The 26031-nt window shown below is 45.2% G+C and carries 27 protein-coding genes; 6 read left to right on the top strand and 21 right to left on the bottom strand.

Going from position 1 to position 26031, the window contains the following annotated elements; all coding sequences use genetic code 11:
* Window positions 1–5: 5 nt before the first annotated feature.
* The 3 genes from A8708_RS06280 to A8708_RS06270 all read right to left on the bottom strand — a co-directional run bounded on the left by A8708_RS06280 (window position 6) and on the right by A8708_RS06270 (window position 2389).
* Complete coding sequence (locus A8708_RS06280; RefSeq protein ID WP_068662651.1) at window positions 6–686, bottom strand: NAD-dependent epimerase/dehydratase family protein; 681 nt, start codon at window positions 684–686, stop codon at window positions 6–8.
* Window positions 687–713: 27 nt separating this feature from the next.
* A complete protein-coding gene (locus A8708_RS06275) occupies window positions 714–1466 on the bottom strand; it encodes a hypothetical protein (protein WP_068662650.1) in 753 nt (250 codons plus the stop codon).
* A 95-nt stretch (window positions 1467–1561) separates the two neighbouring features.
* Window positions 1562–2389, bottom strand: coding sequence for a helix-turn-helix domain-containing protein (locus A8708_RS06270; RefSeq protein ID WP_068662649.1), 828 nt, complete (start codon window positions 2387–2389; stop codon window positions 1562–1564).
* A gap of 194 nt (window positions 2390–2583) precedes the next feature.
* Between A8708_RS06270 and A8708_RS06265 the strand changes: the two genes are divergently transcribed.
* Window positions 2584–4836 carry an FAD-dependent oxidoreductase gene (locus A8708_RS06265; RefSeq protein WP_068662648.1) on the top strand — a complete coding sequence of 751 codons (2253 nt, stop codon included), beginning with the start codon at window positions 2584–2586 and terminating at the stop codon, window positions 4834–4836.
* A gap of 24 nt (window positions 4837–4860) precedes the next feature.
* On the opposite strand, the gene A8708_RS06260 is transcribed toward A8708_RS06265, so the two are convergent.
* Genes A8708_RS06260 through A8708_RS06245 form a run of 4 tightly spaced genes read right to left on the bottom strand, consistent with a single transcriptional unit; the run spans window position 4861 to window position 9062 of the window.
* A complete protein-coding gene (locus tag A8708_RS06260) occupies window positions 4861–5979 on the bottom strand; it encodes a GerAB/ArcD/ProY family transporter (protein WP_068662647.1) in 1119 nt (372 codons plus the stop codon).
* A gap of 41 nt (window positions 5980–6020) precedes the next feature.
* Window positions 6021–6266, bottom strand: a complete 246-nt coding sequence (locus tag A8708_RS06255) for a hypothetical protein (RefSeq protein ID WP_068662646.1) — start codon at window positions 6264–6266, stop codon at window positions 6021–6023.
* 36 nt (window positions 6267–6302) lie between these two features.
* Window positions 6303–7466 carry a Ger(x)C family spore germination protein gene (locus A8708_RS06250; protein ID WP_068662645.1) on the bottom strand — a complete coding sequence of 388 codons (1164 nt, stop codon included), beginning with the start codon at window positions 7464–7466 and terminating at the stop codon, window positions 6303–6305.
* Window positions 7467–7496: 30 nt separating this feature from the next.
* On the bottom strand, window positions 7497–9062 hold the full coding sequence (locus A8708_RS06245) for a spore germination protein (protein ID WP_082927295.1): 1566 nt from the start codon (window positions 9060–9062) through the stop codon (window positions 7497–7499).
* Between the two features lie 167 nt (window positions 9063–9229).
* On the opposite strand from A8708_RS06245, the gene A8708_RS06240 reads away from it, so the two are divergent.
* Window positions 9230–10420, top strand: a complete 1191-nt coding sequence (locus A8708_RS06240; RefSeq protein WP_068662644.1) for an oxalate decarboxylase family bicupin — start codon at window positions 9230–9232, stop codon at window positions 10418–10420.
* A 57-nt stretch (window positions 10421–10477) separates the two neighbouring features.
* Here the strand turns inward: A8708_RS06240 and A8708_RS06235 are convergent, their stop codons facing one another.
* From A8708_RS06235 to A8708_RS06210, 6 genes are all read right to left on the bottom strand, one after another.
* Window positions 10478–11362, bottom strand: a complete 885-nt coding sequence (locus tag A8708_RS06235) for a carbohydrate ABC transporter permease (RefSeq protein ID WP_239696569.1) — start codon at window positions 11360–11362, stop codon at window positions 10478–10480.
* A 20-nt stretch (window positions 11363–11382) separates the two neighbouring features.
* Window positions 11383–12288 (bottom strand): carbohydrate ABC transporter permease, encoded by a 906-nt coding sequence (locus A8708_RS06230; RefSeq protein WP_068662643.1) that lies wholly within the window; start codon window positions 12286–12288, stop codon window positions 11383–11385.
* Between the two features lie 146 nt (window positions 12289–12434).
* Window positions 12435–13802: an ABC transporter substrate-binding protein gene (locus A8708_RS06225; RefSeq protein WP_068662642.1), complete on the bottom strand. Its 1368-nt coding sequence runs from the start codon at window positions 13800–13802 to the stop codon at window positions 12435–12437.
* Window positions 13803–13891: 89 nt separating this feature from the next.
* Window positions 13892–15493 carry a response regulator gene (locus A8708_RS06220; protein WP_068662641.1) on the bottom strand — a complete coding sequence of 534 codons (1602 nt, stop codon included), beginning with the start codon at window positions 15491–15493 and terminating at the stop codon, window positions 13892–13894.
* Entirely contained in the window at window positions 15471–17258 is a 1788-nt protein-coding gene (locus tag A8708_RS06215; RefSeq protein WP_204787475.1) for a sensor histidine kinase, read from the bottom strand. The genes A8708_RS06220 and A8708_RS06215 overlap by 23 nt, the downstream gene beginning before the upstream one ends.
* Before the next feature lie 261 nt (window positions 17259–17519).
* The gene (locus A8708_RS06210; RefSeq protein WP_068662639.1) at window positions 17520–17933 is read right to left on the bottom strand and encodes a VOC family protein; all 414 of its coding nucleotides are present in this window, start codon (window positions 17931–17933) and stop codon (window positions 17520–17522) included.
* Between the two features lie 95 nt (window positions 17934–18028).
* On the opposite strand from A8708_RS06210, the gene A8708_RS06205 reads away from it, so the two are divergent.
* Together A8708_RS06205 and A8708_RS36745 are read left to right on the top strand one after the other, a co-directional pair.
* On the top strand, window positions 18029–18430 hold the full coding sequence (locus A8708_RS06205; RefSeq protein ID WP_068662638.1) for a TetR/AcrR family transcriptional regulator C-terminal domain-containing protein: 402 nt from the start codon (window positions 18029–18031) through the stop codon (window positions 18428–18430).
* A 151-nt stretch (window positions 18431–18581) separates the two neighbouring features.
* Window positions 18582–18713 carry a hypothetical protein gene (locus A8708_RS36745; RefSeq protein WP_275667872.1) on the top strand — a complete coding sequence of 44 codons (132 nt, stop codon included), beginning with the start codon at window positions 18582–18584 and terminating at the stop codon, window positions 18711–18713.
* Between the two features lie 14 nt (window positions 18714–18727).
* Here A8708_RS36745 and A8708_RS06200 read toward each other — a convergent pair whose 3' ends face one another.
* From A8708_RS06200 to A8708_RS06185, 4 genes are all read right to left on the bottom strand, one after another.
* Complete coding sequence (locus A8708_RS06200; RefSeq protein ID WP_068662637.1) at window positions 18728–19183, bottom strand: VOC family protein; 456 nt, start codon at window positions 19181–19183, stop codon at window positions 18728–18730.
* Between the two features lie 80 nt (window positions 19184–19263).
* The gene (locus A8708_RS06195; RefSeq protein ID WP_068662636.1) at window positions 19264–19713 is read right to left on the bottom strand and encodes a DoxX family protein; all 450 of its coding nucleotides are present in this window, start codon (window positions 19711–19713) and stop codon (window positions 19264–19266) included.
* Between the two features lie 20 nt (window positions 19714–19733).
* A complete protein-coding gene (locus A8708_RS06190) occupies window positions 19734–20330 on the bottom strand; it encodes a TetR/AcrR family transcriptional regulator (protein WP_068662635.1) in 597 nt (198 codons plus the stop codon).
* A 239-nt stretch (window positions 20331–20569) separates the two neighbouring features.
* Window positions 20570–21604 (bottom strand): AraC family transcriptional regulator, encoded by a 1035-nt coding sequence (locus A8708_RS06185; RefSeq protein ID WP_068662634.1) that lies wholly within the window; start codon window positions 21602–21604, stop codon window positions 20570–20572.
* Between the two features lie 111 nt (window positions 21605–21715).
* On the opposite strand from A8708_RS06185, the gene A8708_RS06180 reads away from it, so the two are divergent.
* A complete protein-coding gene (locus A8708_RS06180; protein WP_239696567.1) occupies window positions 21716–22297 on the top strand; it encodes an NAD(P)H-dependent oxidoreductase in 582 nt (193 codons plus the stop codon).
* Between the two features lie 83 nt (window positions 22298–22380).
* Here A8708_RS06180 and A8708_RS06175 read toward each other — a convergent pair whose 3' ends face one another.
* Window positions 22381–22539 carry a hypothetical protein gene (locus tag A8708_RS06175; RefSeq protein WP_056616564.1) on the bottom strand — a complete coding sequence of 53 codons (159 nt, stop codon included), beginning with the start codon at window positions 22537–22539 and terminating at the stop codon, window positions 22381–22383.
* Between the two features lie 95 nt (window positions 22540–22634).
* Window positions 22635–23174 (bottom strand): PadR family transcriptional regulator, encoded by a 540-nt coding sequence (locus A8708_RS06170; RefSeq protein WP_068662633.1) that lies wholly within the window; start codon window positions 23172–23174, stop codon window positions 22635–22637.
* A 121-nt stretch (window positions 23175–23295) separates the two neighbouring features.
* On the opposite strand from A8708_RS06170, the gene A8708_RS06165 reads away from it, so the two are divergent.
* Complete coding sequence (locus A8708_RS06165; protein ID WP_068662632.1) at window positions 23296–24420, top strand: serine hydrolase domain-containing protein; 1125 nt, start codon at window positions 23296–23298, stop codon at window positions 24418–24420.
* Between the two features lie 135 nt (window positions 24421–24555).
* On the opposite strand, the gene A8708_RS06160 is transcribed toward A8708_RS06165, so the two are convergent.
* Together A8708_RS06160 and A8708_RS06155 are read right to left on the bottom strand one after the other, a co-directional pair.
* A complete protein-coding gene (locus A8708_RS06160; protein ID WP_068662631.1) occupies window positions 24556–25266 on the bottom strand; it encodes an SDR family oxidoreductase in 711 nt (236 codons plus the stop codon).
* Window positions 25267–25328: 62 nt separating this feature from the next.
* Window positions 25329–25910, bottom strand: a complete 582-nt coding sequence (locus tag A8708_RS06155) for a TetR/AcrR family transcriptional regulator (RefSeq protein WP_068662630.1) — start codon at window positions 25908–25910, stop codon at window positions 25329–25331.
* Window positions 25911–26031: the final 121 nt, after the last annotated feature.

Genomic DNA, 26031 nt, shown 5'->3' with positions numbered 1-26031 from the left:
ATTCCTTAGAACCTTTTCGATCTCCCCGAAGCCTCACGAATATCAGTGCTCTCGAGTATCGCCTTCGGATATCCGTCTCTCGCGACCGAGATCATGGCACGGCCAATTTGCTCGGAGTCAATGACGGAATTCGGAAACCATTTGTGTAGGAGCGGGAAAATTGGACTTAGGATGACAATGAAAGTCTGGTATAGCTTGGTTTTGGATTTGACGCCGTTTTTCGGCAGAATCGCGCCAGGACGGAACATGAAGGCTGACTTGAACGGCAGCTTGAGGAGCGCATTTTCCGTTTTGCCTTTGACACGCGCCCACATACTGCTGCCTTGCTCGGTGCTATCCGTGCTCGCGCCTGTCACGTAGATGAAGGTCATCTGTGGTTGGATGTTGACTAGCGTGTTAGCGATGCTCATGGTCAGATCGTAGGTGATTGCGTGATACTTCTCCTCACTCATACCTACAGATGAGACGCCGAGACAGAAGAAACAAGCATCGATACTTGAAAGCTCATCCGTTAATGAGGATAGATTGGTGATATCCTTGACGACATGTTCGCGGAACTTCGATTGAGTCTGTTGGGTCGCGCTTCGACCAATCGAAACGACGTTGTTGATTTGAGGATCAAGCAAACATTCACGCAACACGCTTTGACCAACCATTCCCGTTGCTCCGAAGATGAGAATGTTCATAAATGGGTGCCACCTTTCGCAAATAAATTAAGAGAGCAGAAGGGCTAAGAGACACAGTATAGCGTTAATCACCATGATGCTGATTTGTACGGGGGACTTTTTGACAGTGGTAATAAAGGTAAGCATGGCAGGACTTGCAAGATACGACTCGATATAAGCTTTTCCTGATATTTGAATAATACCCGCAAACGTCAAGGAGTTAGCACGCATGATCAGCCATAGCCCTGGGTTCAAGGTAAGGCAAACAATCAGCAACGGGGTAGTCAAAACGGCGAGATGGTAAAATCCAATGGGCTGCTTAAATTCATAAATGACGAAGTTCCAATTCCAAAACGTATAAGCGATAACCCAGTAAATCATGGCTTCATTAACAGTTATGTAATAGCTTCCAAGCCATGCACCCGAGATGACGAACGACGTTGCAACTAGGGCAAGTCCCGAAAAGACATTGTAGTAATTCTTGTTTTTAAAATCGGTCAAAGTCGCTTCCAAAATGTTAACTCGCAACAGCCACACGATAATGGGCACTAGCCATTCACTAGGGAAGTATCCCACGAACGTCAGTACAACTAATACTCTTCCAATGACTAAGGTTGATAGTTTTAATTTTTCGAAGAAGTCAGATCGTAAGGCAAACAAAATGCAAATAGGGATAACAATATTAATAAGGCCATTTGCGTAAAGCGGTGAGAAGGCAGTAAGGGTGGTGCCGAAGGAAAGAATAGTCAAAATGATGAGAAATCCGATCCATTGCGGAAATTTTAACAGTCGATCTGTCATCGCGGTACATCCCTCATTCTAATCAATGTGATGTTAGTATCATACTAAACTTAAACGCTTCTCGTATAGATGCATTTGTTATGCGAAGATGCCCTTCATAGGCGGTGAAGCTTACGATAGTAAGACGGCGTTACATGCATGCGTTTTTTGAATACACGGCTCAAATAAAATTCGTTCTCAAAGCCGCATAGCCCAGCGATCCGCGCCAAGGTCATATCGCTATCCAACAGAAGCTGCTGAACCTTCTGCAGACGTATTGTCGTTAAGTAATCGATGGGCAGCATGCCAGTAGATTTGGTGAATCGACGTGTAAACTGCACCTGTGTCAAGCCAAGTTCCATGGCGATGTCTTTCATGATGCAGGTGGATGACGCTAGTTCGTGCAGGCGTTGAGTTGCCCTATAAATGAGGGTATCTTTATTGTTTAAAATTCCTGGTGTCCAAGGAGAAACTGCCTCCGGGCTTGCCGAATAAGCCTCTTCCACAACCAACATCCATAAGTCTGAGAGTACATGTTGACGCAAGGAGGAAGCGACGTATCCTTCGTGTTGGAACCATTTTTTCAAGTAGGCATAGTCAGATGAGAGCCGATTGAGATCTTGGACGGCGATTTTCCCTGCGGGTATATGAGTTTCTATAGATAAAGGAAGTCCTGAGGAATCGACCCATTGCACCAACAGGACATGAAACGATAAGGGCTGAATGATTTCTCTTCGAAAAATAACCCCCGGTGGGCAGAGCACTAGATCTCCGAATGCAGCAATCCCCTCGTGCTCTTGAATCTGGTAGGAGAAGCTCCCATTCTCTACTGCAAAAAGCACCCAACATTCATTGGAATCCTCCTGAAGCTGAAAGACAGATTTCTCCCGCCAATACATGTGACTGAGCAACTTTGGTTGTGTCTGATCAGTTTGAAGTGGCATCGCGCTTACCTATCCTCTCACATTTTGAATGGTCATCTACCTGGCATATCTACTTTCATCATAGTCGATTAGTAGGGCAGAAGGAAGTTCTGTTACTGAAATTTTGTATAAGTTAATGCTAAAAGCGTGCATGGTTTAAAGCGCTGCCAATCCTTTAGAATAAAGGTAATCACTGTTTCTAAGGAGGTTGTCGTATGCGGGAAGAAAGGGTAATTAAAGATATTACGGTCATCGGAGGCGGACTTTCAGGTGTGTGCGCTGCCATAGCTGCTGCAAGATTAGGTCAGACGGTGGCATTGATTCAAAATCGTCCCGTACTCGGGGGGAATTCATCAAGTGAAGTCCGTGTATGGGTTTGTGGTGCAACTGCGCATGGCATTAATCGTTACGCACGCGAAACGGGTATTATGGGGGAGTTGTTCGTAGAGAATCAGTTCCAGAATCCGGAGGGGAATCCCTATCTATGGGATCTTATCGTGCTGGAAGCTGTACGGGCTGAAGCGAATATTCAGCTTTTCCTTAACACGGATGTGCATGAGGTGGAAGCGGATGGGGATGAAAGCAATCGAATCATTCGTTCGGTTACGGGCTGGATGATGGGCTCGGAGCGGCGCATTCGTTTCGAGAGCGAGGTGTTTCTAGATTGTACCGGCGATGGTCTTATTGGATTCTTGGCGGGGGCTAAATTTCGTATCGGCCGCGAGGCACGAGAAGAGTTTCAAGAGGAGTGGGCGCCTGAGATCGCAGATGACATCACACTCGGGAGTACGATCTTATTTTATACCAAAGACGTGGGTCACCCGGTTAAATATCGTGCGCCAAGTTTCGCCAAAGACATCACAAGGACCTCCATTCCAATTAAACGTGTTATTCGAAGCGGCGATTCGGGCTGTCATTATTGGTGGATTGAGTGGGGCGGGGAGCTGGATACTGTTCATGAGAACGAGCGCATTCGGGATGAATTATGGTCGGTTATTTATGGGATTTGGGATTATATCAAAAATTCAGGGCAATTCGACTCAGCGAATATGACATTGGAATGGGTAGGGGCATTGCCTGGTAAAAGAGAATATCGCCGTTTCGTCGGAGACTATATGCTGAATCAGAATGATATTCTGGCTCAGACGAAATTCGAAGATACCGTCGCTTTCGGCGGTTGGTCCATCGATCTGCACCCCCCGCAGGGGATGTATTCGACGGAGAGCGGTTCCAAGCATCTGCACGCGGATGGCATCTATCATATTCCGTTTCGCAGTCTGTACTCCGTTAATGTGTCTAATATGCTGATGGCAGGACGCAATATAAGCGCATCTCATGTGGCCTTTGGAACGACACGCGTCATGGCGACTTGCGCTGTCATTGGGGAAGGAGCTGGAACAGGTGCCGCGCTATGCGTACAGAAACATCTTACACCGCGTGAGCTATACCAGCACCACACGAAAGAACTTCAGCAGGTGCTGCTAAGGCAGGATGCGGCGTTGATTGGCATTCGCAATGAAGATGAGCGGGACCTTGGACGATTGGCCAAGTTGAAGGCATCCTCTACCCTAACTCAGTTGAGTGTATCGCATGCTGTTGAACCAAGGCGATTAAGCGGCGATGTCGCTGTTCTATTCCCAGTTGCACCGCAGCTGGAGGGCTTCGAGCTGCTGGTTGATGCGAGCGAAGCAACGACGATTCAAGTGGAGCTGTGGGAGACGGGGCGGGCAGAGAATTATGTGCCTGCGTCGATGATCATGCAGACGGAGTCATCCGTGCAAGCTGGGGAACAGCAGTGGGTCAGCTTCCCGTTGCGGTGGCAGCCTGACGAGATACAGAACGCATTCGTGATTATCAAAGCGAATGTACACGTAGTTGTGTACCATTCTGATCAACACCACACGGGGGCAATTGGTTTCGTACGAGGTGCGAAGCCGATTGTTGATCCGAAGCTGGAGAATCATCAACGGGATCAGCCTGTCGTCCTGTGGAGTATGAAGGATGGTGTAGATCGCAAGCCAATCTGCTTTCGACTCTCCTCAGCGACGAGCGCGTTCTCAGCAGATAAGGTAACGGATGGGTATTTGCGTCCTTATGGTGCGCCGCATCAATGGATGTCGGAGCCGATGGTGCCAACGAAAGAGGAGTGGGTGGAACTTAGTTGGGACGAAACTCACATTCTGCGGTATCTACAAGTAACTTTTAACGATAATGTGCATGAGGATTTAATCAATCTTCACGCATTCAGGACGAGCGAGGAAGTTAGACCGGAGTTAGTAAAGGACTATCGTCTGGAAGCTTGGATGGGTGGCAATTGGGTGCTTCTACAGCGTGTAACGAACAACCGTAAACGGTCAAGGAGATTGCAGTTGGAGGCAGCTATAGCGACGGATCGGTTGCGACTTGTCGTGGAGGCGACGAATGGCTGCCCGTGTGCGGAGGTAGTTGAGATCCGGGTTTATGGATAGGGTAAGCTTCTAGGATGAGTGTGTCTAATCATGTGAGGTTAGAGTAGATTTATTCTTCCGCTTCGCGACATGAATCAGGATCACAATGGAAACTGGGAGTAGGTATCCGATTGTTCCCCACAAGGGGTGTATAAAGGATACTAAGTTGCTCCAGAAAGCTTCCCCCTTCACAGGTATAGTAAAGGATAGCAAACAGCAAGTCATGGTGATAGGCAAGATAAGTAAGCGACTATTTTGCAAATTAAACAAGTGGGTGAACGTCAAATTTAAGGCGAATATAACGATTGTAGCTTTCATATAGGAGGCTACAATCAGTGAAATACCGATGAGGGATTCAATTCGCTGAAATAATTCGTAAAATTCAATGGTTCGAGCTAACTGAAACATCGAGTATTTGCGCTCGCCAGCGATAGGTCCATAGGTCATAATCGTGCATAGAGTCACTGTGATCAAGCTTAAAGCGTTGAGGGATAAAGCTAGAAATAAACCACGTTTGAGTGGTTTATTTTGGTTTGTGGAGACAAAGGGTAGGATCATACTGAAGAGAAAGATTTCAACATAGGGAAATCCAAAAGAAAAATAACTTCCCAGCAAGATAGGCTTGAAACCAAAAGGGAGGATAGGCAGCAAGTAAGTGGGATGATAATTGAAGCTTGCCAAAGCTAAGATGAGAATGACATATACCATGACCATTGCGGAAAGTAGAACAAACATCCGTGCGATGACGTCAATACCCATTCTAACAGTAACATAAATCAGTAGGAATATGAGTGAGTTAAATACATAGATAGGTGTTTCGCGCATTAGTGTCGTGGTCATGAACAAGCCTATATCAATAACAATACCCGTGGCCATATGAAACTGGTAGGAAATGAAGGGAATCGCGAGGAGAACAGTCATCCATGTACCAACTGTTTTCTTACAATATTCAATAAAAGTTAAATCCGGATATGTTCCGTGCATATACAAGATACAACTTAGAAAACTAAGGCTTAATAAGTAGGATAGGATAAGCGAAATCCACGCTCCATTGCCCGCGAAACTAATTAAGGGCTGAGGGATGTTAATAATCGATGAGCCTGTTAGATAGATGAAAAACAAGACGGACATCTGTCCTGGGCTTATTTGTTCTCCAATTCTCATTGAACGACCTCTCCTTTCCTTCATCTTCCTGATAGCCACTGTTAGTGAGGGGTAACATGTAAGAACTCCACAATTAGACGGGCAGGTGTTCCTAACAAGAAATCAGCTGCATCATAGAGCATCGGCCATCTCATTTCAAATATGAAAATACTGCTGAGATAGATCATTACCGCAACGAAGAACCCATACATAAGTTTGGCGCGGGCATTTTCTTTTTTGAAATTGACCCCATCGAAAAACAGTAACGGGACACAAGTGATGAGCAGGAGTATTAACTTTAGCATCATAGGTATCTAGTCCTCTCGATGAAATATGTCAGTTACTTATTTAACTAGAGGCTTACCGCCGCTCATTCCTGAGTTAGAAATCGTCACATCGACTTCGACGTTAAATTGAACGTCTGCAAATCGATCTCCCCAATCCTCTTTCCATGCGAGCCATTGTTGAGGATGTTTGGCATAAATCATGTTGCCGATGCCTAAAGCATCTAGTTTTTTGGATTGCAGATGATGAACCAGTGTAAGGATTTCATTCTTAATTTGGTTATTTAAACGATTTTTGTAGGCAAGTTCTTCTTGGGCAGTGCTCATATTCGAACAACTTAACTCTCCAGCAGCCCCGATCAACTTGGCCTTGATATTGACGATTACCGCTTCATTCTGAATGGAGGTAGTGACCTTCGTGCTACCCTGAGATATCTCGAATGCTTCCTGCAGTGCGCGTTCTCCCCCACCATTGTTCTCTTCGCAAGACGTAATGATAATACCACCCCGAAATTGATGATTGAGCAGAAGGAAAGCTTTTAATTCATCGGGTGGAATAATTTCAACGATTTTTTGATTTTTGATAACAACGACTCCAGCAATGTTAGGAACACTCCCGCGTTTTTTATCCAAATATAAGTAAGGAATTTCTGCAACGCCTGTTTCACTTTTCATTTGAATCATGACTTTCAAGATATTCTGATTCATGGATTTAGCAGCAAATCGCGAGGAACCTTCATCCATTGAGCGTAATTGTTGACCCAACGTGTATTCAATAAATGGCTCCAAAGATAAATAATCGCCGGCATTCCCTTTTGTCACTAAGAGTAAATTGGTAGGTCTGGGTTCATGATCTCTTCTGAAAAAATCAAGAATAACACCTAAATCATGTGTCTTAAGTACCTCATCGCTAACTAGAACGGCTCGCATGTGATCCAATTTGGCTTTTCGTCCTAAATGGATGGTGACGTCGCGAATAGCATCAAAGATATTCTCGCCTTCTGTCTTAATTGTGAAAGAGGATTTCGTACCAGTCCCCTTAGTCAGTGCACTGCTGCCACTTGGCTTATAGAAAAGCGTGGTTAATTTGATCTTGCCTTCGTCGGATAGATCAATAGAAACCGCTTGTACAAAGGCATATTCAACTAGTTCAGCCTTGTTCCAACAGCCTGTTAAAGAAAATAATAACAGTCCAGATAATGTCGTCACCATTAACCATCTCATGTTGTATTTCCTTCCTTCTCTGTCATACCGTTACTTTTTGGAACGGTTAGGCCGATGTCGGTTTCGCGGTGAGCGTAGGAGAATCTTTAAGGGAGCTCGTACGAATCCATCCTTTAATTGATTCATTATCAGAGGAGCCCAAGGCTTTAGATAGGGCTGTCCTAAAGAGCGTAGGCTAACTAAATGTAGAAAAATAAACAGAAAGCCAATCATGAATCCGAATCCCCCTAAGCTGGCAGCAAGGATCATGAGCGGGAAGCGCAAGATGCGTAGAGAGATGGCCATATTGTAGTTGGGTAACGAAAAGGAAGCGATACCTGTCAAGGCCACGATGATGACCATGATGGGGGAAGCGATTTTGGCTTCAATTGCCGCTTGCCCAATGACAAGTGCTCCGACGATACTCACGGCTGAACCCACGGGTTTAGGAAGACGGATACCGGCTTCCCGCATAATTTCGAAGAAAAATTCCATCAACAAAGCTTCAATGAATGCGGGAAATGGGATACCTTCACGGGTATCCAGAATAGCTAGCAGCAACACGGTGGGAATGAGCTCAGAGTGAAAAGTTGAGATAGCGATATAGAGGCTCGGCAATGTAAGAGCCATAATGAATGCGAATAGTCGAAGTAATCGAATGAGTGAGGAATACAGGGAACGAATATAGTAATCTTCACTTGATTGGAAAAACTCGATAAAGAGGCCTGGGCAGATCATAATGGATGGAGAACCAGAGGTAAGAACAATGATTTTCCCATCAAGAAGAGCAGCAACAGCCGTATCCGTACGTTCGGTATGTCGATATTGTGGAAAAGGGGAATACGTAGAGTCCTCAATCAGTTCTTCGATATAAGCGACTTCCAAAATTTCCTCTTGTATGGATCTTTCGAAACGTGTTTTAAATTCTGATAACGTTCGTGGGTTTACCGTCCCTTCTAAATAACCGACGGCAATCTCAGTCCGTGTTTCTCCGCTTGCATTGAACTTTTCAATCTTGAAGTTAGCGCTCTTCAGACGATTCCGCAGCAACCCCAAATTAATTCTCAGACTTTCCACAGTAGCTTCTTGAGGTCCTCTAACTACCGGTTCATTCATGGGTTCACTAATTTGTCTAGATTCTAAAGTAAGCGCATTAAAGCATAGTGCCTTGTTCCACTGATCCAAAAAAATCACAACTTGACCAAGCAGGATGTTTTGTTCTGCAATTGGTAATTGGTCAATAATTGTCACGTTTCGAGAAGAGACACCATGATTCTCAATAAACGAAATCAATTTGTTAAGTTCAATGGTTGTTGCATCAAAGCCTGCCTCTTGAAAAACAAGATCTTGGAGCACGTTCTTAAGAAATATCAATTCTTTATCGTTTATAAGTGAATCGCAATACACAACAAGTGCACCGTATTGCAATTCGGCGCCAAAAAATCGAGGCTGATAGCAAATGTCGGAACAATTCGCGAGTTGTTGCTCGATCCATTTTCGATTTTCCTCTAAGGATAGTGCCAGAGGAAATGCCACTGAAGAGGGAGGCGTACTCGTCGTTGGTGCCAGTGAAGGTGCTGCTCTCCTACTCTTCCTGAATAACTTTTGTATATCCATACAAAATTTCCTTCTAATATTTGTTGGGTGTGCAGGTTTATTATTCCAATTTGCAGGGGAATTATGTGTGGTTCGGTGATGATAAAGTAATGAACACTGAAATCTTCTCATATATCAATTAAGATGAGTTGCAACGTAATTCACCTATATGGAGAGGAGATGACCACATGGATACTCCGAATAGGAATCACGGTATGTACGGCAATGTGCCACAGCCGATTCGACCTGATGGGGCTGGCGGGATGGATACGGGTCCGCGGGATATTATGCGGGATATGGAAAATCCTAACATGCTGGTTCCGCCAATAACAGATTCTGGCTTGCTTCCGAATTTGAAATTCTCTTTCTCAGACACATCGATGAAATTGAATTTCGGGGGTTGGTCACGAGAAGTCACGGTCAGGGAATTACCCATAGCGACAACGATGGCAGGGGTAAACATGAGTTTGACACCTGGTGGCGTTCGCGAATTGCATTGGCACCAACAAGCAGAATGGTCTTACATGATATTAGGCTCAGCTCGAATTACATCAATTGACCAAGAGGGACGGAATTTTATTGCCGATGTAGGTCCAGGGGATCTTTGGTATTTCCCGCCGGGACTTCCACACTCCATTCAGGGGTTAGAGCACTGTGAATTCTTGCTTGTATTCGATGATGGAAACTTCTCGGATTTGAATACGATATCTATCTCCGATTGGTTTTCACGAACCCCGAAAGATGTGCTATCTGCTAATTTTGGGGTTCCTATCGGTGTTTTTAACAACATTCCCAAAGAGCAAGTCTACATCTATCAAGACAAGGTTCCTGGTCCCATTGATAGCCAGAAGGTACAGTCCCCTTATGGAACGATCCCCCTAAGCTTTAAGCATCAACTGCTCGCTCAAACTCCGATTAAAACGCCAGGCGGCAGTGTTAGAATAGTAGACTCTACCAATTTTCCGATATCCAAAAATATTGCTGCAGCGCTTGTTGAGATAGAACCTGGCGGAATGAGAGAGTTGCATTGGCATCCGAATAATGATGAATGGCAGTACTATCTGACTGGTCAGGGGCGTATGACCGTTTTCGCTGGTGATGGCAATGCGCGTACGTTCGATTATCGTGCTGGTGATGTTGGTTATGTGCCATTTGCACTGGGACATTATATACAGAATACCGGTACGCAATCCCTATGGTTTTTGGAAATGTTCAAGAGTGATCGGTTTGAGGATGTGTCCTTAAACCAATGGATGGCGCTGACGCCTCGCGAGCTAGTTAGTACGAATCTGAATGTCGGCCAAGAGGTATTGAATGCGCTGCGGAAGGAAAAATGGCCAGTCGTCAAATATCCGGGATTCTCTTATTACCCGAAATAGGCACGCAAAAGGCTATCTCCGTAGTAGGTCTACGAAGATAGCCTTTTACATGTGAGGTCAGCCTTTCAATCCCGAGCTTGCAATTCCCTCTACGAACCATTTCTGACAAACGGCTACGACGATGAGCAAGGGAACAAGCCCAGAAACGGAAGCTGCCATGGTGAGCACATAATTCGTACCAAACTCCTCTACGTAACTCGTTAAGCCAAGTGGTATGGTGTATAATTCTTTCTCTCGCAGCATGATAAGCGGGTTCTCATATTCGTTCCAGTGCCAAGTAAAGGAAAGGATTAAGAGTGTGACTAATGCAGGTTTGGTTAATGGTAAACAAATTTGCCAGAATGTCCGCCAGTAACTAGCGCCATCAACGCGCCCCGACTCCAACAGTTCACCTGGGATGGTACTGAAAAACTGACGCATCAAGAACGTGCCGAATACCCAAAATAAACCTGGTAAAATGATAGAGGCATGTGTGTTAATCAACTGTAACTGATCGAACAAGATGAAGCGAGGGACAAGTAAAACCTGACCTGGAATCATCATCGTAGATAAATAGAGCAGAAACAGGAAGTTACGGCCTTTGAAGCGTATTTTGGCAAACGCATAGCCAGCCATGGAACTCGTCAATAGATTACCTACAACCGTAATGCCCGTGATTTTGATCGAGTTCCAATAGAATAAATAGAAGGGATCTGCGCCTGCCCAGACTTTCTTATAATTCTCAAAATGCCATGTATTCGGAATCCAATCAATCGGATATGTGAATACGTCGCCATTAATTTTGAAGGAAGTCGATATCATCCATAGGAAAGGCAGAATCATCACGATGGAGATCGCGCCTAGGAGGAGGGTAACGAAAAGCTTAAGCCAGAAACTGCCCTTTCTCATGTTGGCAATGGCTATTTTTCGCGTGGATTGCGTAGATACAATAGTAGTTTCCATAGGGAGAATCTCCTTTCCAATTAGAAGTGCTGCTGCCAACGTTTCTGGCTTTGCCATTGAATGATGGTGACGACGAAGATGATGGCGAATAACACCCAAGAGACTGTAGCGGCATAGCCCATTTTGTAGAATCGGAATGCAAGTAAGTAGATGTGATAGGATAACACCATCGTCGAATCAATAGGACCGCCCTGTGTCATAATGTTGACGGGTCCGAAGATCTGGAAGGAGCCGATAATGAGAGTAATGGCAACGAGAAAGGTAGTTGGTGTGAGCATCGGAATGGTGATTTGGAAAAACTGGCGTACTTTCGAAGCGCCGTCAATATCGGAAGCCTCGTACAAATCTTTGGAAATGCCTTGCAGTCCAGCTAAGTAAATGACCATCGCATACCCAATCGTTACCCATACCTGCATGATGATAATTGCAAATAAAGCTGAATTTGGGCTCGACAACCAGCCTGGGGGATGATCAATGCCAACGGATCTCAACACTTGGTTAATTGGACCATCGGAAGCACGGTACATAATGCTCCAAATGACGGATACTGCAACGAGCGAACTGACGTAGGGCAGGAAGATCAACGTACGTAATGTTTGCTTGAAGAACACATACTTGTTCAGAACGACAGCAAACAGGAGCCCTATGAGGATGGAAGCGGGAACGCTGACCAAGGTGAAAATTAAGTTGTTTTTCAGCGCTTTCACGAATTTCGGATCGCTGCCCAGCGCTTTGAAATTATCTAAGCCAACCCATTCGATTCCCGCGAACCCTTTGAGATACTCCCAATCCACGAATACAAGGTACAGACTGAATAAAATCGGCAGCAATATAAAGATGAGGTACCCCGAGAAGTTGGGCAAAATGAATAGGTAGCCAGCGAGGTTTTCCCTGAATTTGGCGTTATGCCAGAAGTTTCTTTTCATTCGTAAGCCACCCTTTCCAAATCATGTGTTAACGTAACTTTACCAAGCGAGGAAGAGAATTCCCATAGCGTGAACGTGACCCTTTCTGTAGTTTCATTGAAAAACCTCCAGCAAGAAGATGCTAGAGGTTTTCAGCGTGTTACGTATTATTTTTTGGCGCCTTTAATCGTCGTATCGGCACGCGTTTTCATCGTTTCTATAGCTTTGTCAATGGATTGAGCACCAAGCAAATATTTCTCCATCTCATCTTTAAAGATAGCTCTAAGTTCAGTTGGAACAGGCACGTTGTAGGAGGTTGGGAAGGTATAGTTGCCAGCCAATAGCGCCTTCAAGGAAGCTTCGTCAATCAGATCCTTCGCATCTCCAATGAGGATGGAGGCGATTTTACCAGCATCGGCTTTTTTGTTCGTAGGGATCCGGCCGCCTGGAACCATAGACATATTACCTTCTTGTAAATACCAGGAGATGAATTTAAAAGCAGCTTCTTTGTTTTTACTGTTTTTATTAATGGACATGTAATCGCCCATACCGCCACCTGGATTAATATTGCTGCCAGCCGTAAATTGCGGATAAGGAGCAAAACCGACTTTGAAATCATGTGGGAAGCTCTTGATGTCTTTGATATAGCGGATGATGTAAATAGCGGAAGCAGACATGGCTGCTTTACTTGTTAGAAGCTCATTTTGTACGGTAATTTTACCAGCAACAGCTTCGGAATATTTCATCATGATGCCCTTATCTTCCAAACTCTTTTGCATTTCCAAACCTTTTTTCACGGCAGGGCTGTTGAAATTGGATGTGCCGTCAGCTGCGATCACCCAGTCTTGTGCTTTGGCTGTTTGTAGAACGGTATCACCAAACCAACTCAAAGCTGGATCTAGCATGGTACCCTTCATATCTCCTTTGTTAAGCTTGGTGGCCATTGCACTGAAATCATCCCATGTCCATGCCGTAGGGAGCTTCTCACCTGCTGCATCTAAGGCTTTCATATTGAAAAGGACAGCGCCTACGTTCTTGTTAGCAGGAAGATAATAATATTTACTGTCTGCGAATTTCTTAATGTTCGCTGCTCCGATAATGCCCTCCACATCAAAGCCGGCTTTGGCGATTAGATCATCCAAAGGTTCCGCCATGCCAGCCGCTTGGCGTTTCGTCATATAGGCATCACCGTAGTTCATGTAAATATCAGGTGCATCTGTATTAGAGAGAAGGGCGGTTTCGAGTTTCAGGTTGCCTGGGTCGTCATTCACATAGCGTGTATATTCGACCTTAATTGTAGGATTCGCTTTATTCCAAGCATCAACGGCATCTTGTGGTCCGCTTTCTGGCGGAACGCCTCCCCAGAATTTAAGGGTAACAGGTTTCTGTGTTTCAGGTGTTGGAGCTGCTGTTGTTGCGGCAGGTGCGACGGACGCAGCAGCAGAAGGTGAAGCTTCAGGTGTTTTGGAGCAACCGGTTACGAGAACGCTTACAGCAAGGGCGATTGATGCCCCCATGCCAAATACTTTTTTCATTTGTTCATCCCCTTTTCTTTTGGTAAGTAAATCGTAATGCAAATTTTCCCAAAAAGACACGGAGTATTCTTTACGAAGTAAGCATTATTCTATGATGTTCGGTGACCGAAGACTAGCTTTCGAAATTCGGTAGGGTACATGCCTTCCATTTGCTTAAAGCTCCGGCTGAAATGGTTGGGGTCGGCATACCCAATGAGCTCAGAGATTTCGAAAATCTTATAATCTGGATTCTTGAGCAGCTCGCGGGCATTTTTCATTCGAACATTGGTCATATAATCAGTGATGGTTTTGCCGGTTTCTTTTTTGAACAAAATGCTCAAATAATTCTCCGTATACCCAACGGTACTAGCCAAATCAGCTACTTTGAGAGGTAAATTGTATTTCTCCATAATTTGCCGAATCACGATTTGAATCTCAGGTCGGAACTTCTCCTTACCATGTTCACGCTTGTAGGCTAGGAAGACAGGGAGCCACCCGATGAACCAGTTGGATAATGCCTGTACGGTTTCAGCGTTGCGAATGACATGATACGGATATTGCTGCTCATGCAGAGTAACGGAGTAAATATCGCCGCCATCTGCCTTCAAGCAACGTGCGAAAATATGAAGCAAACGCAGCCACTGCTCTCGCAAAAGGGCGGGAGGAATCTGCTTATTGCGGCAGAGTTCCTCTGTCCATGCCATAATCTTCTCACGCAAGCCGATTTCGTCACCTTCTTCAATCCGTTTCGTCCATTCTTCTTCCTGCCATGGCTCAGATAACGTTGGAGGTGCAGCCTGTAATTGATCATAGTGAACGATGCATGAATCCCCATAGTAGAACCGGTAGCTCAAGGCGTGATCTGCTTTTTCATAAGCGGGATGAAGGGCAAAGGTATCCTCGTAGGAGGGGGAAACACCAATAGCCAATGAAATTTTTAGGAAAACCTGAACGGCATTCTGCATTTCTACTAGCATGTTCGTGTTCATTTGGCCTGTCAGGACGCAGAACTTCCCAACTGCCATCTCAACCAGCTCTCCATTGCCATATTTCTTGAGAATCTCATTGAGAACATTTTTCACTGTATATGTCAAAAGTCGATCGCTTTGGAAGCGATTATTCTGCGTTAATTCCTCGTAGGCATCGATCTGGATCACGGCTGCGGTTAAAGGCGCTGAGAATAAATCCAATTGGAACTCATGCCATACTTGTTCGATTTCCCCACGAGAAACATGGCCTTGGAGGAGCTCGCGCAACCGTTTTTCTTTGACCTCATTGCTGTATTGATTCACTTTCTGCTCGAGTTGTGTTCGTGCATTCTGGCCTTGTTTCTCTTTATCCAATTGATCCCGGATTGCGCGCAGCTTCTCCATTAGCTCGGAGGGGTTTATTTCTAGTTTCGTGACATATTCAATGGCGCCTAGACGTAAGGCCTGTTGAACATAGTTGAAGTCGTTATGGTTGGATAAAATAAGACAGGGGATCGCTGGCCAGCGTTCCCGAATTTGTCGCAATAATTCCAGGCCATCCATCTCGGGCATACGAATATCGGTTAGTACAACATCGCAGGCCTGTGATTCTAATATTTTCAAAGCCTCCAATCCATTAGCAGCTTCGCCAATAACCTGGAACTCTTCGTTATCTCTAGGGATGATTGTTTTGAGGCCGATACGTACAAGGATTTCATCGTCAACGATCAGAATTCTCAGCATCTGTATTCCTCCTTTTCAAAGGCAGTATCAATCGTAGTCGGACTCCTTCGCCTTCTACACTTGAGATATGCATGCCGTACTGCATGCCAAAGTGGAGCTTGATTCGTTCGTTAACATTGCGTATGCCGATACCGCTGAACTTTGCGTGAGGCTGATTCAGCGAAGATTCGACCTGCTCAATCATCTCCATACTCATGCCTACACCGTTATCCTGCATCACAATATGCAGATGGCCGCCTACCTCTTCAGCTTGAAGTTCGATAAGAAGCGGGAACCGATTGCCATGAATTATGCTGTTCTCTACGGCAGGCTGCAGCGTGAATTTCAACACTTCACAATCGAGCAGTGCTTCAGGAATACGATAGGTAAACGTGATCTGATCATGATACCGAATTTCCTGGAGTGAAAGGTAGACCTGTAAATAGTCAAGTTCTTCTTGCAACGTGACGAATTCTTGTTCATTCCGCATAGTGAAATTCAACAATTTCCCCAGTTTGGTAATCATTTCACTGATATGATCAGCGCCAGAGAGCAATGCCATCCATTTAATGGAATTAAGAGTGTTCAGTAGAAAATGCGGATTAATTTGGGCTTGAAGCGCCTGAAACTGAGCTTTCTGCTTGCGCCGCTGCTCATCATATAGATCTGAGATGAGATCTTGCAGATGCAGTACCATGCGATTGAAGTAATTGCCGAGCATGGCAATCTCGTCTTCGCCTTTTATCGTAACCAGCGTATTAAATTCCCCTTTGCCCACCTTGGTCATGGATTTGGCCAATTGTTTGAAGGGACTCGTTACACGAAGCATGAGAACAATGAAAGCGATGGCAAATAGAAGGAACCAGGCGACAACCCAAGTGATGGATTTGTCTTTTTCCCGACTAAGCTGTGTAGCAAAATCCTTCTGATTCATAAATTGGACTAGCCGCCAACCTAATTGTGGTACGTAAGCGTCATTCATAAAATAGACGTGGTCTTTGATTTTCACTTCTTGAATGCCATTTGCGTTGGTACGAACATTCTGAAGGGCATGATTGGCTAACAATTCTGCGGCCGCTTGATCACCAATTAAGAGCTTTTGATTTTCATCGATGAGTGCAGAGGTTATACCTGAAGCTTGTTGGCGTTGGATTTCGGCGTTCGGATAGAAGAAAACGGGAATAGGTACGCTTATGAAAAAGACACCATAGTTACTCGTATATTCGCCATTAATTTGTCTTGTCATGACGACTAGATCTTGCTTGGCAGTAGAGGAAGGAAGTGAGTAGGGAACCGTCCAGTAAGGGAAGCCATTGCGTTTAAGCGTTGGTTCATACCAACTTTCCTTATAGAATGTTTCAACGTTCGTTGGGGTAACGGCAGACCATGTGGTATGTGTAAATCCTCTGTTGTCGTACAATCCAAGCTGTGTAGTACTGTCGAGAAGCAGATCTTTGACGTTGGACATTTTCTTGTGCAGGTTCGTGAGCTGAATGAAAGAGAGATAATTATTCGACCAGTCCGCAGGTTCTTTTAGGAATTTCTCTGTTTCTGGATCATTAATAATCAGACTGGAAGCAGTAATCATACGAACGGCCATCTCGTTCATGGCTGTTGCTTTCTGGGAGACGGCGGCTTGATTGGATTGGTCGAGCCCAATTTGCACAATATCTTCTGAGGACTTATAGAATCGATAGAGAATGGTCACAACGGGAAGGATAATCAGGAAAAATAAGGAGATCAGAATCTTTCCGCGCAAAGTCTTGATTGGACTGCGAAGTTTCATCGATGTCACACCATGCCCTCAACTTCTAGGATTAGGAATCCCCTCTATCATACAATGGACGATAGTTATCCTGCTAGAGAGAGAAGGCAGCAACGTGGTATTTCAAAGAATATGCCGTATAAAACAAAGAATATGCTTGGTCAATTGTTGGGAATGCAGGTGGGAGACAACAGACAACAGACAACAGACAGAAGAGGGGAAGACAGTAGGCAGATAGGCAAAAAAAAGAGGCGTGAGAGATTCTCACTACCTCGGGTATGCTTATTGATTCGCAGCGTTCGGATCCATCCAGAATAGTTCCCATTGATGGCCGTCAAGATCTTGGAAGCTGTGCTGATACATGAAACCGAGATCGTTAGGGTCACTATAAAGTGTACCTCCAGCGGCTACGGCTTTTTCGATGAGTTCGTTGACTTCTTCACGACTAGAGAAGCTTAAAGCAACGAGTACTTCAGTCGTTTTCGTAGCATCGGAAATTTGTTTTTTCGTAAAGGTTTGGAAATACTTCTCGACCAAAAGCATGACATAGATGTGTTCGCTGATCACCATGCAGGTTGCATTTTCATCCGTAAACTGAGGGTTGAAGGTGAATCCCATAGAAGTAAAGAAAGCGACCGACTTGTCCAAATCTTTTACAGGTAAATTAACGAAAATTTTATCTGATTGAATGGCCACGATAGAATCACCTCAATGAGTTATTGGTAGTACTCCTCCTATCATAATGGATCGTAAATTAGCACGTCAAATGTTGGAAATTAGATAGTTCGCGAGTGGGCGCTCCATTTCCGACTCGTGCTGCATCGTTATCGAGATGCGATATCCATCATGAGCGCAACGATGGCTGGCAGTCCCAAACGGTTAGCGCACATATCGAGTTTCTATACCGATTATTTGCTCAATCAGGCTTCCGTGATCCGCATATTCCGTGGTTCGCCAGTATGATTAAGAACTACATCTATAGTTTCGTCGAAGAGGAGAACCGCTTAACAGCGAGAGCAGAAGCAGTTGAATCAGCAGATACAACCAGCGAACCCCCAGCAACACATATGAAGTCGTTGTCCGCGGAGCACTATTCCCATTTTGTTCGGCTGTTGCCCTATACGACAGCTGTCAATTGGGATGAGGAGTTTTTGTTCGGACTTAAGGTGTTAGTCGACGGTTTCGAAGCTTAGCACAAGTAGGACGTATTGTGTGAAAAAAATGCGCTCTGACTGCCGTATAGGTGCGGTACTCCCAAGCTGGTTTGAACAAGTTTCCACTACTTTTACGGATACAAGCCAGTTTGGAGCATTTCGGTGCAAAAGGTTGCTCATACGCACACAAATGAATCGTCCGCGAGCAGCGCGCCGAGAAGCCGTAACGTTGATTTTCACCGTTACGGCTTACGCAACTCCCGAGTACGCCTCAGCGGCGCCTTCTACACCCAAAAAGGAGCTAAGCACAAAACGCGCTTAGCTCCTTTATAATTTTTACCCCTCGTATGCTTGTTTAAGCGCGGCGATGTCAAGTTTCTGCATGCCGAGCATCGCATTCATTGCACGAGCTGCTTTCACACGATCCGTTGAGTTGAGCAGTTCCCCCAAGATGCTGGGGATGATCTGCCATGAGAGGCCGAACTTATCCTGTACCCAACCACATCGCTGAGGCTGGCCGCCTTCAGAAAGTTTAGCCCACAACGTGTCGACTTCTTCTTGGGTTTCGCAGTTTACATATAGCGATAAGGCAGGAGTGAATTTGAAATGCGGTCCGCCATTTAATGCCATATACCGCACTCCACCAAGCGAAAATGTTCCTGAAATAACTTTTCCCTCAGGCCCAGAACGATGGATACTTTCAATTTCGGAATCGCTGAATATGGATGTGTAGAAGTTCATTGCCTCTTCGGCATTGCCGTCGAACCATAGGAATGGAGAGATTTTTTGCATGTCAGCAGCTCCTTTTTATTAGGTATTGTAACACAAATGCGGATGAATTCATGCGAATCGCAGCAGAAACTGCAGCGCGACTAACCCCCAAACCAAGGTGATGCCAACACAACGGCTCCGATAAATACGAGCTGCAGGATAGTCCGAACCGCTAATCGAGGCACTGGCTTGCCGCCAATACTCAATCTATTGCGCGCCGCGAAGATGTTAGCAGGGAACATAGCAATCAGCATAAGGAATAGACCGATGGATGCAGCCAGTGACATCATGGGAATGAGTATCCCGATGGCTCCAGCAATTTCTAAGTAGCCGGTTATCGTTACGATTAAATTGGGTCTTGGGAACGCAGGAGGGACCATGCGAATGAGATCTGGCCGTCTTTTGCCCCAATGTGCAGAGGCCGTAAGCAGAAACATGACAGCGACTGCACCTTGCAGCGCGGTGTGCCAATCATCGAAATATGACCATCCGAGAGAACCTATTCCTAGTAAAAGTAGAAAAGATGACAACAACGCAACGAAAGGTGCCATACGAGTACCTCCTTATGAGTTTATTGGGATTGGCTTTTTAAAATGGTCGACATAAATGTAGACACCTCAGTAGAGAACTGTGCGGTAGTTGAAGCAAAAGACGACCGGACGCGTAATCCCAAGGATAGCAGGACGAACATTTCAGCTGTCTGCTCGGGGTCAATGTTTGCGAGAATGACACGATGTACCTGGCCGAGAGTGATCCAGTTTTTAGCGAATGATACGGATCGTTCATAGAAATGCTGCAGCACGCCCGCTACAGTCGGATCTTCTTCCTTACCTAATAAGTATTTGAGCACTTTATTCGTAATCTCATGGGGATCTTCTAGCGCGATGAGGTTCTGAGAAATACGTTGCATCGGTCCATCAAAAGTCTTCGTTGCATGTTCCGTCTCTCGTATAAATTTCGCATTCGTTTCTTCGAGTCGTTCATGAAGCACCATTGCAAATATCTCGTCCTTGCTGTTTACGTAATGAAAGATAGCTCCTTTGGAAAGTGAAGATTGATCCATGATATCTTTCATCGTGATGGCGTGGCAGCTTTTTAACTTCAACAAGTGTATCGTCGCTTCAAGGAGCTTACGTGTGGTAATTTCTCTGCGTTCCTCATTCTTCATAAAGTATGACCCTCCACCTCTTGCATCTAATTTGGGTGATTACTCCAATTATTTTCTTTCCTCATTATACAAACAGACCGTCGGTTTGTAAATATCCTAAATCAAAGACGCCACAGGAACCAGACTCCTAACAGCGTCATTGTTTAACAGTTGTCTGACCGCGAAGCTCTGTCTATCCCTTTTATCGCAGTTGCCCGACCGCAAGCAGCATTCCATATCCCTGTAAACTTCAGCACTGCTCATCCATTCAAACGCATTTCTCTGCTTTGAAACGTGGCTCGATACTGACCAGGTGTGACGCCAGTCCATTTCTTAAATGCATTTTGGAATGCGCTGGGTTCTGAGAAATGCAGTACATAAGCGATGTCCCCCACGGAAAACTCCCATTTGCGAAGGTAGCCCATGGCTAAATCTTTGCGTACTTGCATCGTGAGATCGTTGTACGTGGTATTCTCTTCTTTCAATTTATGCTGAAGTGTTCGTGCGCTCATTTGGAGAGATTCTGCCGTTTGTTGCAAAGTTGGGAAAAAGGATGGCATAGAGGTGCGTATCCACTGGATAACTTGATCCGTAAATCGGCTAGTTTGTGTAAGTTCTCCTCTTGTTTCTTGGGCGATATTCTCGAATATGCTCAGTAACTTAGCATCGGAATAGAGGATGGGATACTGGAGTACATCCTTGCTGAAACGCAAGTAATTGCCCTTCGCGGCGAAGCGGGGGATGCATCCAAATACAGGCTGATAAGGCGTTAAATCTGCTGTTGCCTCATGGTGAAATGCTACCTCTAGCAGAGGAATCGTGCGGTTGCTTAGTCTACAGATCAAACGAAATAAAGAGCTTGCCATATCTTCTATACAATGACGTGACATTGGTCCCTGACCGGGATGCTGTAGAAACATGGAAACCCGCACATCATCTCCTTCTACGTCCCAGTCCAAATTAAATCCATTGCAGAGCAGCACGTTATATCGCTGGTAAGCCGTTAAAGCATCGACGACGGAGGGGGAATGCAGCATGACATAGCCAAGGATGCCCATATCGGCGAACTCCATGATCTGTCCCTGATGTAAACCGAAATGGGAATCCCCCGTAAATTGGGCTGCAGCCAGGGTTAGTCGCTCCAGTTCTTCTCCTGAGATGCGTGCCTCAACATCCTGGAGTAGACTTGCGTCGAAGGAAGCATACTTACAAAATTGCTCCGAATCAAAGCCTTTTTGCACCACGGTCTTCATAATGGGATACACCATAGAAATGGCAATACCTTGGCTTTTCAAGTTGAAATCTCTCCTTTGCGTGAATCAGCAATTGGATTGCGTGTTTCATCATTCAAATCGAACCGTAATCATTCTATGCTGATTATAGTCGCAAATAGGGAGGAAATCATCTTGAAATCGAATATTCTTGTTATTAATGGACACCCGGACCCACAGAGTTTTTGTGCAGCCCTACAGAAAGCGTATATCGATGGGGTCTCACACACGAACGCCGAAATTCAGAGCATCAACATTCATACCTTAACATTTGATCCGAATCTGCAGTTTGGTTATCGGAAGCGTACAGAGCTCGAAGAAGATTTGCTACATGCGCAAGAGCTCATACGCTGGGCTGATCATATCGTGTTTATTTATCCAACATGGTGGGGAGTGATGCCGGCGTTGATGAAGGGTTTCATTGATCGAGTCTTCTTACCTGGCTTCGCTTTCAAATATCGGGAGAAGTCTGCGCTATGGGATAAGCTGCTTGTTGGGAAATCTGCCCATCTCATCGTCACAACAGATACACCTGGATGGTACAGTCGATGGGTTAATAGGCATGCGGGTTATCGTGTAATGAAGCATAATATATTGCAATTCTGCGGGATTACCCCTGTACGTCTAACGGAGATCGGACCCGTTAAACCATCTTCAGGTGAGAAGCGAGCCCAATGGTTGGAGAAAGTAAAGCAGTTTGGATCGAAGTTAGCTTAGTTATCTGTTCTTGAAAAACTGGGTAAGGTAATTATATGAACAAGAGGTAGGTCCCCAGGGACCTACCTCTTGATCTTACCAACCTAACGATGTTCCACCAAATCAATTGCCCCTAGAATCACATGAGCAACCCCAAAGCCAAGCACACCAACACCAAGAAGCTTATATTTGCTTTTTAGCATAGTAGCACCAGATGCAGAAACGACAGTTCCGAGAACAGCAGGAATCAATCCCTCGCGCATGAACATCACTCCTCCAAGTTTGTTTGGGTTAGCAAGACATCTTAGTTTGCATCAAAGTCGTAAACATATGCAGGCTGTTACAAATTGATCTTAAATTACGTTTGTGAAGGGAGCTCGGCAAGCAGGGCTTCAAACCATTCCTTGGCAAAAGTATGAGAACGAATGCCATAATCAAGGGTCTTGATTTGATAAGCAAGAATTTCTGCATAGGGTTCTGGGACTTGAATGTTCTGGAGCCCTTGATCCACCTGTTGGAGTTCCTGCTCAACCTGTTCAATCTTAGCAATAATATGCTCAAGGAGGGCACGTTTATCATGGGCGGATTCGATTAGTCCCAGAAAAAATACTTTCGCCAAGGCCGTAGATTCTAACCTGCTTGTTGGAATGTCTGAACCCATCCAGGTATAGAAGGCTTCTCGACCTTTCTCAGAGATCACGTACACTTTCTTGTTGCGCCCGCGATCGACCTCCTCCATAAAGCCAATATCACCCTGAAGGAGTAATTTCTTTAAAGCCGTCTGCAAGCTGCCATAACTGGCACTATAGAACAAGGCAATGCCTTGTTGGAATGCCTTATTGAGCTCATACACTGTCTGATTCTTCAAAATTAATAAACCGAGAATGACGAATTCCATTTGGCGAGTCCCCTTATTCGTGTTGACATACAACTTGTCCCTACATTACTATTGGATATATTACTAATAGTAACATTATTTATTGGCAAATACAATTCGTCCAAGGGGGATTCACAAAGCGATGTGTGCACGAAAATCATGGAGCCATGAGGCAGCCTCACAACATCTCGATTCTTACTTCAAGAAGGTAAGCAAGAGCAGTCGCCATCAGACTGGCGTGCAAGCAGCGGTGGATAGCCGTGGATTTACATATCGGTATGCCGTAGGGCAACTATCAGCAAGCAATGGCGCAGCGATCGCCCCTAATCAACCCTTTCATACAGCAAGTATTGGAAAAGTGTTTACGGCTGTCTTAATTATGAAGCTGGTAGAGAGAGGGATGCTCACGCTAGATTCGCCAGTTGCGACTTTACTGCCACCGTCTGAGCTGGAAAATCTATTCGTATATCGCGGTATTGATTATGTGAATCAAGTGACGATTAAGCAACTTCTTGGGCATACGTCGGGGGCGGCAGACTATTTCGAGGACCCTGTCATCCACAAACCGAAGTTTATTCAGCGTATTGTTGCCAATCCTCAGGAATCATGGACACCGGATCGGTTACTTGCCTTTTCCAGGAACAACCAACGAAGCTTCGGACCACCAGCGCAGCGTTTCCATTACTCGGATACCGGTTATATTTTATTAGGAAGAATAATTGAGTGCATAACGGAAAAATCCTTTAACGACAATCTTCATGATGAGATCTTCCTTCCCTTACAAATGAACGATTCCTATCTAATGTTCTATTCGCAGCCGCAACATACGCCTGGAGAACCGATTCAAGACATTTGGTTAAACCAAGTTGAAATCAGTCGCTTCCCCTGCTTAAGCTGCGATTGGGCAGGCGGAGGCATCGTAACAACACCTCAGGATCTGCTGCTTTTTCAGAAAGCGCTCTGGCATGGCACATGCCTGGATGCAGCTTCGTTACAGGCCATGACAACTTTCACACATAAATTCCGAAATGGCATTCATTACGGTTTGGGGATGATGGAGCTTCATTTCGAGGGTTTTTTCTTCTTGCTCCGAGATTTACCAAGGCTTCAGGGCCACAGTGGGATTCTCGGTACACATATGTTCAGCCATCCAGAATCCGAAACGCATATCGTGATGAACTTCGGTTCGAGTACAGCTGTTGTTAGAAGCTACAGAGCTTTGATTGAAGTGGTGACGACGTTGAAGAAGATGGGAGGATGGGGATAGCAATTACAGAGGGGGAACGGACACAACAAGCGCAATTGAACTTGCAAACATCGCTGATCATGATCGTTTAACATCGAGTGTGTCCGTTTTCCCAAGAAGGATCAATTTACGCTAAAGCCAGAACGGAGTCTGGGTCTACCAAGGGAGTGGCTCCGATTTATGAAAGAAACCACCTGAAGGACCATGAGCCGGTAACGTCGCAAGATATACAGCCGTCTCAGCACCTTCTTGGACTTCCATCTGGGCAGCGGGCCCACCCATGTCCGTTTTTACCCATCCCGGGTGGCAAGCGTTCACCTTTAAGTTGGAGCCTCGAAGTGCAATGGATAGCTGTGCCGTCCATGCATTCAGCGCTGCTTTCGATGCCGTGTAAGCAGGTACAGCAGCACCGGCATACATCTCGTTGGTTAGAATAGTGGTTAATGATCCGAGGATGCTGGATTGATTCACAATGCGTCCTTCAGGACTCGCCTTCAGTAGATGAAGGAGCGCTTCCGTTAAGGCATGTGGGCCAAATATATTAACGTCAAATGTACGACGCATGACATCTGTGTTATTGCCTTCATGGTCCAAATAAGTACCTGCATTGTTAACTAGAATATCTAGTCTTCCATATGCTTGCTCAATCTTCGCGACAACCTGCCTAATGTGTTCAGGATTCGTTACATCTAATTCAATCGGATAAGCCTCGATTTCTTCAGCACGCAGCTGCTGGGCAGCACTCTTAGCCTTACGCACATCACGGGCTCCGAGTAGCACAAGGATACCTCGCTGCCCAAGCTGGCGGCCAATTTCTAATCCTATTCCTTTATTCGCACCTGTAATTAACGCAATTTTCTTCGTCATTTCCTGTTGCCTCCCATTAAATTAGTTATATACCATTCGGTACAAAAAGGATAAAAAAATGCTCATTCGAGCACCGTTAATATCTCCGTTACCACACTATCGACGTACGATCGTTCTGGCCGTGATTTCATCGTAACGGAAAGTCCGATAGCTGAAATCGTCAATAAACGCGATACGGCAACTGGATTCAACGAAGGCGAGAGTTCCCCTGTTCGGATCCCCTTTTCAAGTGTTTGTTGGATTAATTCGGTTAGCTTCAGCTGGAAATCCTTCGTAATGTGAGCAAAAATCTCGTCGTGAGGTGCGAGCTCAACCATCGTATTCATGCATAAACAGCCCAAGTCAGGATTACTCCCACCAACACCTTCAATGATTCCTTGGAAATACAAGCGCAGCGCTTCTTTCACTGAAACGGCGTTCTGCATCCGCTTGTCAATAAAAGAGAGGCTCATGTCTGCGTACTTGTGAAGCACGGTTTCGAACAATTCTTTCTTTCCGCCAAATGCTGCATAAAGACTGGGACGTTGAATGCCCATTCTAGTGGTCAAATCACTCATGGAAGTCGCTTCATACCCTTGTTCCCAAAATACGTGCATGGCTGCAGCCAATGCTTGCTGTTCATCAAACTCCCGCGGTCGAACCATCGTCGTGATCACTCTTTCTGTACTCAACGGTACATAACGAGCATATAGTAAATATAACCAATCGTCAACTGTAAAGTGTGCGTGCATTTATTATATTTGTTTGCTATGTTGTAAGGTGACG

The sequence above is a fragment of the Paenibacillus oryzisoli genome (assembly GCF_001653565.1).
In the GTDB taxonomy this organism is placed as follows: domain Bacteria; phylum Bacillota; class Bacilli; order Paenibacillales; family NBRC-103111; genus Paenibacillus_E; species Paenibacillus_E oryzisoli.
Note: the sequence above shows the minus strand (reverse complement) of the source record. Positions and strands in the feature narration are given on the sequence as shown.